Source organism: Xanthomonas sp. SHU 308 (assembly GCF_000364645.1).
GTDB lineage: Bacteria > Pseudomonadota > Gammaproteobacteria > Xanthomonadales > Xanthomonadaceae > Xanthomonas_A > Xanthomonas_A sontii.
On sequence record NZ_AQOK01000162.1, the window covers coordinates 1 to 7,373 of the forward strand.

Below are 7,373 nucleotides of genomic sequence, written 5' to 3' on the forward strand. Positions count from 1 at the left end.
GCGGGCGGCGCCGCGCGCGGCGTGGCGCCGGCGCTGCTGGAGGCCGGCGTACAGCAACTGGTGGTGGTCAACCGCGCGCCGGAACGCGCCGACGCGCTGGTCGATGCGCTGGGCGAGCCGGCGCGCGCGATCTCGCGCTACTGGGAGGACCTGCGCGAGCTGGGCGATTTCGAGCTGATCGTCAATGCCACCACCATCGGCCGCGACCCGGCCGCCAGCTTCACCCTGCCGCTGTCGCTGATCAACAGCATGACCCTGGCGGTGGACCTGAACTACGGCGAGGTGGCGATCGCGTTCCTGGCCTGGGCGCGCGCGGCGCACTGCCGCGACACCGTGGACGGCCTGGGCATGCTGGTGGAACAGGCCGCCGAGAGCTTCGAGGCCTGGCACGGCGTGCGCCCGGACACCGACCCGGTGTACGCCGCGCTGCGCGAGCGCGATGCCGTGCTGGTCAGCGCCGACTGAAACACTTCGCCTCCACCCTCTATCCGGGAATAAACGCATGGACGAATCATTGATGCTGCAAGTGCTGACGCGACTGCTCACGCAGTTGCCGCTCGCGCTGGTCTATGTGGTCGGACTGGCGCTGCTGTTCACGCGCCGTCCTGGCCGTGCGCGCACCTTGGGAATCTGCGGGCTGGCGGTCCTGCTGCTGGCCCTGGGCCTGGGGCTGGCGTTGTGGTTCGTGCCGATGTGGTTGATTTCCCAAGGCCACAGTTACTCGTCGATCTCGAGCTTGTTGGGCATCGTCAACGGCGCGGTCGCCTTGATCTTCGCGGTGGGCATGCTGCTGCTGGTGCTGGCGTTGCGCTTCGCCATGCCGCCGCGCGTCGCAAACCCGCACTGATGGCGTCGCGGCGACCCGCGTCCAGGGAGATCGTGCTGCGAGAACCGCAGGGACGCCCGGGCCGCGCCTATGGCGTGGTCCTGGTCGGCGCCGATCGCCCCGTTCGCTGCCCATCAAGAGGAGGTCCTGCGTGGACTCTGTCGCCGTGAACTATCTCTTGCTCACCGCGCTGTTCCAGTTCCCGATCCTGGCGATGTCTGCGGTCGGGCTGGGGTTGCTGGCCACGCGCGGCCCTGGCAGGCCGCGTACCCTCGGCTTGTGGGGGTTGGGCGTGCTGGTGCTGGTCGTGGTACTGACGACGGGCATGTCGTTGTTGCCGGCGTGGCTGATGTCGCGCGCGGCGAACGCGACCGAATCCAACCTGTGGATGGTCATGTCGGAGGCGATCGTCGCGCTGCTGACGGCAGTGAGCGCGCTGTTGCTGGTGCTGGCGTTGTGGTTCGCCCTGCCGGCGCGGCGGGCGCCATCGCAGTGAAGAACAAGGGCGTGCGTCGTCCAGGGAGGCGAGGATGTTGGCGATGAGCGTGCACCCGGTGCTGGACATGAGCGTGCTGACCGGCGGGCTCGGCCTGCTGGCGCGGCTGTTGCTGCCGCTGATCGCGTTGCTGCTGCTCCCGCGGCTGGCGCCGGGCCGCGCACGCACGCTGGCGCGGCTCGGGCTGACGGTGCTGCTGATGGGCGCGATCCTGCCGCGCCTGTTGAACGCGGTGCTGGGCTGGGTGGAACTGATGACGCCCCAGTTCCGCGGCACTCATCCGGACGCCTATGCGCTGGTGCATCTGCTGGACGATGCGCTGTACGTGGCTGGGCTGGCTCTGCTGCTGCGCGCGCTGTGGCTGGCGCTGCCGCGCAAGGCCGCGCCGCCGCCGCCATAACACGGCGCGCAGCGCCGTTCAGTTCCCGCGTTTCAGTCCTTGCGACGGGACGTGAGAAAATGCCGGGATGACCGATTCCGCTTCGCCGTCGACGCCGCCCGCGTCCGGCCCGTCCCCGCGTCAGCTCACCGAACCGGTCAAGCTGGCCATCCGCGATGCCTACGCCAAGCTGCAGGCCAATACGCCGGGCTTCCGCGTGCGCCGCGCGCAGAGCCAGATGATCGGCGTGGTCTCGCGCGCGCTCGGCACCTCCGGCGGCGTCGGCGTGGCCGAGGCGCCCACCGGCGTCGGCAAGAGCCTGGGCTATCTGACCGCCGGCGTGCCGATCGCCCTGGCGAGCAAGAAGAAACTGGTGATCAGCACCGGCACGGTGGCGCTGCAATCGCAGCTGGTCGAGCGCGACATCCCGGCCTTCCTCAAGGCCACCGGGCTGGAGGCCACGGTGGCGCTGGCCAAGGGCCGCACCCGTTACCTGTGCACGCGCAACGTCGCCGAGCTGCATGGCGAGGCCGCGCAGGACAGCATGTTCGAGGACGAGGCGCCGCTGTACGACCGCCCATTGAGCCCGGCCGAGGCCGAGCAGGCGCGGGCGCTGGCCAAGGCCTACGCCGACCGGACCTGGAACGGCGACCTGGATGCGGCGCCGGAGCCGGTGCCGCCGTCGCTGCGTGCGCGCATCACCACCAATGCGGCCGGCTGCGCCGGGCGCCGCTGTTCGTTCGCGGTGCAGTGCCCGGTGCTGAAGGCGCGCAGCGAGGTGCGCGATGCGCAGATCGTGGTCACCAACCACGCCCTGCTGCTGTCGGCGCTGTCGCTGGGCGACAGCGACAACGGCCAGCCGCTGATCGCGCCGCCGTCGGACATGCTGCTGGTGCTCGACGAGGGCCACCACATCGCCGGCGTCGCCATCGACCAGGGCGCGGCGAACCTGCCGCTGGACGAGATGGCGCGGCGCACCGGCCGCCTGCAGGCGCTGGTCGGCGCCGCCTACCGGCTCGCCGACAAGGACCGCATCGGCAACCAGTTGCCCAACGAGGCGGTCGAACTGGCCGCGCAGGTGGCCAAGGGCCTGAAGGCGTTCCGCGCCGAGATCGAACGGGTGTGGGTGCCGGAGCCGGGCCAGGACGAACCGATGTGGCGCGCGCCCAACGGCCGCCTGCCCGAGGACTGGAAGCCGCTGATCGATGCGCAGGCGCAGGACACCGGGGCGCTGCTGAACTGGGTGCAGGCCGCACACCAGATGGCGGCCAAGTCCAAGCAGGAGGACGCGGCCAAGGAACGCCTGCAGCGCAACCTGGGCATGGCCCTGGAGATGGTCGAGCAGCAGTACGCGCTGTGGCTGGGCTGGCGCCGCGAGGACCAGGACGGGCAGCCGCCGATGGCGCGCTGGATCACCGCCTCGCGCGATGCCGATCTGATCTGCCATTGCTCGCCGGTGTCGGCCGCGCAGGTGCTGCGATCGCTGCTGTGGAGCGAAGTGGACGCGGCCGTGCTGACCTCGGCCACGCTCACCGGCGGCGGCGACTTCCAGGCGCTGGCGATCGACAACGGCCTGCCCGCGCATGCCGAGATGGTGTCGCTGTCCTCGCCGTTCGACCTGCCCAACCAGGCCGAGCTGATCGTGCCGGCGTTCCCGGTGGCGCCGGACGACCGCGAGGGCCATCCGCGCGAAGTGGCGCGCTACCTGGTGCGCGAACTGGACTGGGGCAAGGGCTCGATCGTGCTGTTCACCTCGCGCTGGAAGATGCTCAAGGTGGCCGACCTGCTGCCGCTCGCGCAGCGCAACCGCGTGCTGGTGCAGGGCGAGGGTTCCAAGTCGCAGATGATCGGCGAGCACATGCGCCGCATCGGCGCCGGCGAAGGCTCGGTGCTGTTCGGCCTCAATTCCTTCGGCGAGGGCCTGGACCTGCCGGGCGAGGCCTGCACCACGGTGGTCATCACCCAGGTGCCGTTCGCGGTGCCGACCGATCCGCAGACCGCCACGCTCGGCGAATGGTTCGAGAGCCGCGGCCTCAACGCCTTCAACCTGATCGCGGTGCCGCACGCGCTGCGCACCCTGACCCAGTTCGCCGGCCGCCTGATCCGCACCGCCGACGACCACGGCCGCGTGATCATTCTCGACTCGCGGCTGCTGACCAAGCGCTACGGCAAGCGCATCATCGATGCGTTGCCGCCGTTCAAGCGGGTGATCGGCTAGGCGATGTGACGCCCGTTGGGTTGTCGATGTGACGCCGTTTGCCGAGCTTGCATCGCACTGAGGGCAACGGCGTGCGGTCGCCGCCGCGGCGCGGACAGGGCGCGCGCGCTGGTCTAGTATCGCGGGCGACAGGGGGAATCATCATGCGAATCGCCAGACAGTGGGCGTTCGGAGCGGCGTTGTGCGTGCTGACCGGCATCGCCGTGGCGCAGCCGACGGGCGCACCGACAGAAGACGCAGCAGCGGCAGCGCCGGCCAATCCGGCCTATCGCACGCAACTGCTGCAGTTGATCAGCGACGACGCACAGGCCCGCGCCGATCTCAAGCGCGACTATTCGCCGCAGCGGCTGCAGCACGACACCATCTCGTTGCGCGCGTATGCGCGCGAGGTGCGAACGGCGCAGAAGGAAAGCCAGGAGCGCCTGACCGATCTGATCCGGCGCCAGGGCTTTCCCGATGCGCAGGCGGTCGGCGCCGACACGGCACACGCGGTGTTCCTGATCGCCCAGCGCATCACCGAGTCGGCGTTCCGCGCCGACTTCCAGCGCGGCATCGATGCGGCCGTGCAGCGCGAGGCCTACAGCCGCGCCGATCAGACACTGTTCGCCGACCGCAGCCGCGCGCTGAGCGCGAAGCGCTAGCGTCCGCCATCGCGGCAGAGCCGGGGAGGGCGGGCTGCTGCACTGGCCCTCTCGCTCACCGCGCGCTTGCCCAGGAATGACGCCTTCGCAGTTGCCGCCGCGTCGATCGTGCACCGAAGCGTCAGCCGCGCCCCAAGGCATGCGGCATGCGCGATCGGAAACGTCCCTTGCCGCGGTATTGCGGTGTGGCGTTGCAATCGGTGAACGCATTGCGCCTTTAGAACTGCAAACCTGCCTCTTCGTTTTTTGGGGGCGCCTCTTCCGATGCGCGCGCGCCCGGCTGCTGCCCGCGCATTCCAGCAAGCGCCACTCCCGCCGTTAGCCAGGCGCGTCTACATTTTGCGGTCGATCTGCGGCTGCATTGTCGTCGAGTGACGCAGCGACGACGCTGCCGCTGCAACGGATTGCGCGCTCTACCAATGGTCGCGATCACAGTGCGCGGATGCGATTGGCCGCGTCGATGGCAGCGATCGCAAGGAACGAATGTTCTGCGCGTCGCACTCCCGCCATGCTGCAGCTCCCTTCACGCGAGCCGACGCCATGCGCCCTGGATCCCTGTTGTTGCTTGTCCTGTTGTCGCCTTCCCTGATCCTGTCGGCCAGCGCCGCGCAGTCCACGCTCACCCGCGACAACGGTGCGCCGGTGGGCGACAACCAGAACTCGCAGACCGCCGGGCCCAACGGCCCGACGCTGCTGCAGGACGTGCAACTGATCCAGAAGCTGCAGCGTTTCGACCGCGAGCGCATCCCCGAGCGCGTGGTGCACGCGCGCGGCACCGGCGTGCATGGCGAGTTCACCGCCACCGCCGACATCTCCGACCTGAGCAAGGCCAAGGTGTTCGCGCCGGGTACGACCACGCCGGTGTTCGTGCGCTTCTCCTCGGTGGTGCACGGCAACCATTCGCCGGAGACGCTGCGCGATCCGCACGGTTTCGCCACAAAGTTCTACACCAGCGAAGGCAACTGGGACCTGGTGGGCAACAACTTCCCGACCTTCTTCATCCGCGATGCGATCAAGTTCCCGGACATGGTGCATGCGTTCAAGCCGGACCCGCGCACCAACCTCGACGACGATGCGCGCCGTTTCGACTTCTTCTCGCACGTGCCCGAGGCGACCCGCACCCTGACCCTGCTGTACTCCAACGAAGGCACGCCGGCCGGCTACCGCTTCATGGACGGCAACGGCGTGCATGCCTACAAGCTGGTCAACGCGCAGGGCCAGGTGCACTACGTCAAGTTCCACTGGAAGAGCCTGCAGGGCCTCAAGAACCTGGATCCGCAGCAGGTGGTGGCGGTGCAGGGCAAGGACTACAGCCACCTGACCAACGACCTGGTCGGCGCGATCAAGCGCGGCGACTATCCGAAGTGGGACCTGTACATCCAGGTGCTCGCGCCCGAGGACCTGGCCAAGTTCGACTTCGATCCGCTGGATGCCACCAAGATCTGGCCGGGCGTGCCCGAGCGCAAGATCGGGCAGATGGTGCTGAACAGGAACGTGGACAACTTCTTCCAGGAGACCGAGCAGGTGGCGATGGCGCCGGCCAATCTGGTGCCGGGCATCGAGCCGTCGGAAGACCGCCTGCTGCAGGGGCGGATCTTCTCCTACGCCGACACGCAGCTGTACCGCGTCGGCACCAACGGCCTGAGCCTGCCGGTGAACCGGCCGCGCGTGGCGGTCAACAACGGCAACCAGGACGGCGCGATGAATGCCGGCAGCACCAGCAGCGGCGTGAACTACGAGCCGAGCCGTCTCAGCCCGCGGCCGCAGGATCCGAACGCGCGCTACAGCCAGTTGCCGCTGTCCGGCACCACCCAGCAGGCCAGGATCGCGCGCGAGCAGAACTTCAAGCAGGCCGGCGAACTGTTCCGCGGCTACAGCAAGAAGGAGCAGCAGGACCTGATCCAGAGCTTCGGCGAATCGCTGGCCGGCACCGACGACGCGAGCAAGCACATCATGCTGTCGTTCCTGTACAAGGCCGACCCGGCCTACGGCAGCGGCGTGGCGCGGGTGGCCAAGGGCGACCTGGCGCGGGTCAAGCAACTGGCCGCGCAGCTGCAGGATTGATCCGTCCCACGCGCGGCCCGGCGGCGGCATCGCCGCGCCGCGTACTCTCTTGCGGAGACTCCCCATGCGTCGTGTTGTCCTCTTCCTTCTTGGCCTCGCGGTCAGCGCCACGGCGGTCGCTGCACCGGCCGCGCCGCCCGCGCCCGATCCGACTGCAGTGCAGGCGCAATTACGCAGCTACTTCTTCGATGCCGCGCGGCAGGGCCGCCAGGACATGCTGGCCGAGTTCATCCGCGCCCATTACGACCTCGATACCCGCGACGACAAGGGCTACACCGCGCTGATCCTCGCCGCCTACCACGGCCAGCAGGCGGCGGTGGAGCAGTTGCTGCGCGCCGGTGCCAACCCCTGCGCGCAGGACAAGCGCGGCAACACCGCGTTGATGGGCGCCATCTTCAAGGGCGAGCTGAGCATCGCCAAGCGGCTGATGCAGGCCGATTGTGCGCCGGACCAGCGCAACAACGCCGGTCAGACCGCGGCCATGTATGCGGCGCTGTTCCAGCGCACCGAGGTGCTGAAGGACCTCGCCGCCAAGGGCGCCGACCTGCAGGCCAGGGATGCGCAAGGCAACGACGTGGCCAAGCTGCAGCGCGGCGAGTTCGCGACCGCACCGGCACGCTGAGCGGTCCCGCCCCGCCCCGCCTCCGGGCGGAGGCCGGGCACGGCGATCGCACGGCGCGTGGATCGCGGGCCCCGGATCGGCGAAAATGCCCGGGTGGCCGGTTCCTCCGGCCCGCCGCGGCCCGTGC

7 protein-coding genes and 1 pseudogene are annotated in these 7,373 nt (G+C 69.4%); all 8 read left to right on the top strand.

Annotated features, from left to right (window positions below; translation table 11 throughout):
- A pseudogene (locus D588_RS0106645) lies at positions 1-465 on the top strand (shikimate dehydrogenase); the annotation flags it as partial.
- Positions 466-502: 37 nt separating this feature from the next.
- On the top strand, positions 503-847 hold the full coding sequence (locus tag D588_RS0106650; RefSeq protein WP_017915428.1) for a hypothetical protein: 345 nt from the start codon (positions 503-505) through the stop codon (positions 845-847).
- Between the two features lie 130 nt (positions 848-977).
- Complete coding sequence (locus D588_RS0106655) at positions 978-1,322, top strand: hypothetical protein (protein ID WP_017909813.1); 345 nt, start codon at positions 978-980, stop codon at positions 1,320-1,322.
- A 43-nt stretch (positions 1,323-1,365) separates the two neighbouring features.
- A complete protein-coding gene (locus D588_RS0106660) occupies positions 1,366-1,722 on the top strand; it encodes a hypothetical protein (protein WP_017915430.1) in 357 nt (118 codons plus the stop codon).
- A 67-nt stretch (positions 1,723-1,789) separates the two neighbouring features.
- Positions 1,790-3,919 carry an ATP-dependent DNA helicase DinG gene (gene dinG / locus D588_RS0106665; protein WP_017907401.1) on the top strand — a complete coding sequence of 710 codons (2,130 nt, stop codon included), beginning with the start codon at positions 1,790-1,792 and terminating at the stop codon, positions 3,917-3,919.
- 143 nt (positions 3,920-4,062) lie between these two features.
- Positions 4,063-4,560, top strand: coding sequence for a hypothetical protein (locus tag D588_RS0106670; protein ID WP_232764247.1), 498 nt, complete (start codon positions 4,063-4,065; stop codon positions 4,558-4,560).
- Between the two features lie 540 nt (positions 4,561-5,100).
- Entirely contained in the window at positions 5,101-6,624 is a 1,524-nt protein-coding gene (gene katB / locus D588_RS0106675; RefSeq protein ID WP_026143451.1) for a catalase KatB, read from the top strand.
- A gap of 64 nt (positions 6,625-6,688) precedes the next feature.
- Complete coding sequence (locus D588_RS0106680) at positions 6,689-7,246, top strand: ankyrin repeat domain-containing protein (RefSeq protein WP_026143452.1); 558 nt, start codon at positions 6,689-6,691, stop codon at positions 7,244-7,246.
- Positions 7,247-7,373 lie beyond the last annotated feature (127 nt).

What these genes read in the sequence shown, in the direction of transcription:
- katB (WP_026143451.1), top strand. Translation starts at nt 5,101, where the DNA reads ATGCGCCCTGGATCCCTGTTGTTGCTTGTCCTGTTGTCGCCTTCCCTG.
- D588_RS0106670 (WP_232764247.1), top strand. Translation starts at nt 4,063, where the DNA reads ATGCGAATCGCCAGACAGTGGGCGTTCGGAGCGGCGTTGTGCGTGCTG.
- D588_RS0106660 (WP_017915430.1), top strand. Translation starts at nt 1,366, where the DNA reads ATGAGCGTGCACCCGGTGCTGGACATGAGCGTGCTGACCGGCGGGCTC.
- D588_RS0106680 (WP_026143452.1), top strand. Translation starts at nt 6,689, where the DNA reads ATGCGTCGTGTTGTCCTCTTCCTTCTTGGCCTCGCGGTCAGCGCCACG.
- D588_RS0106650 (WP_017915428.1), top strand. Translation starts at nt 503, where the DNA reads ATGGACGAATCATTGATGCTGCAAGTGCTGACGCGACTGCTCACGCAG.
- dinG (WP_017907401.1), top strand. Translation starts at nt 1,790, where the DNA reads ATGACCGATTCCGCTTCGCCGTCGACGCCGCCCGCGTCCGGCCCGTCC.